At 51.2% G+C, this 1,155-nt stretch carries 1 rRNA gene; it reads right to left on the bottom strand.

From position 1 onward, the window contains the following. Window positions 1-1,097: ribosomal RNA gene (locus CUB63_RS17435) — 23S ribosomal RNA — on the bottom strand; the annotation flags it as partial. Between the last annotated feature and the right edge of the window lie 58 nt (window positions 1,098-1,155).

The following is a 1,155-nucleotide window of genomic DNA, read 5'->3' as shown; positions in this document are numbered from 1 at the left end:
TCGTCATCACACCTCAGCATTAAGTGACCGGATTTGCCTAGTCACTCTGCCTACATGCTTGAACCGGGACGACCGTCGCCCGGACAACCTAGCCTTCTCCGTTCCCCCATCGCAGTTACCACCAGTACGGGAATATTAACCCGTTTCCCATCGACTACGCTTTTCAGCCTCGCCTTAGGGGTCGACTCACCCTGCCCCGATTAACGTTGGACAGGAACCCTTGGTCTTCCGGCGTGCGGGTTTTTCACCCGCATTATCGTTACTTATGTCAGCATTCGCACTTCTGATACCTCCAGCATACCTCACAGTACACCTTCGCAGGCTTACAGAACGCTCCCCTACCCAACGAACGTATCCTTAAATTCGCTTAATCTTGCTTTCGCCTCGACTTTAATGGACGCATTGACGTCACTTCGTTCCGTCAATCGGTTCATCACAAACAAATTTAAGTGATACGTTCGCTGCCGCAGCTTCGGTGCATGGTTTAGCCCCGTTACATCTTCCGCGCGGGCCGACTCGACCAGTGAGCTATTACGCTTTCTTTAAATGATGGCTGCTTCTAAGCCAACATCCTGGCTGTCTGAGCCTTCCCACTTCGTTTCCCACTTAACCATGACTTTGGGACCTTAGCTGGCGGTCTGGGTTGTTTCCCTCTTCACGACGGACGTTAGCACCCGCCGTGTGTCTCCCGTGATAACATTCTTCGGTATTCGCAGTTTGCATCGAGTTGGTAAGTCGGGATGACCCCCTAGTCGAAACAGTGCTCTACCCCCGAAGATGAGTTCACGAGGCGCTACCTAAATAGCTTTCGGGGAGAACCAGCTATCTCCCGGTTTGATTGGCCTTTCACCCCCATCCACAAGTCATCCGCTAATTTTTCAACATTAGTCGGTTCGGTCCTCCAGTTAGTGTTACCCAACCTTCAACCTGCCCATGGATAGATCACCGGGTTTCGGGTCTATACCCTGCAACTCATTCGCCCAGTTAAGACTCGGTTTCCCTACGGCTCCCCTATACGGTTAACCTTGCTACAGAATATAAGTCGCTGACCCATTATACAAAAGGTACGCAGTCACCCCATCCTCAAATGTCCCGCTTGCTTTTACTGTCAAACTGGCGCGATTTTTTAACTTCCGTTGCTCGTGTACTTCTATG

The sequence above is a fragment of the Proteus penneri genome (genome assembly GCF_003144535.1).
Taxonomy (GTDB): domain Bacteria; phylum Pseudomonadota; class Gammaproteobacteria; order Enterobacterales; family Enterobacteriaceae; genus Proteus; species Proteus penneri.
Note: the sequence above shows the minus strand (reverse complement) of the source record. Positions and strands in the feature narration are given on the sequence as shown.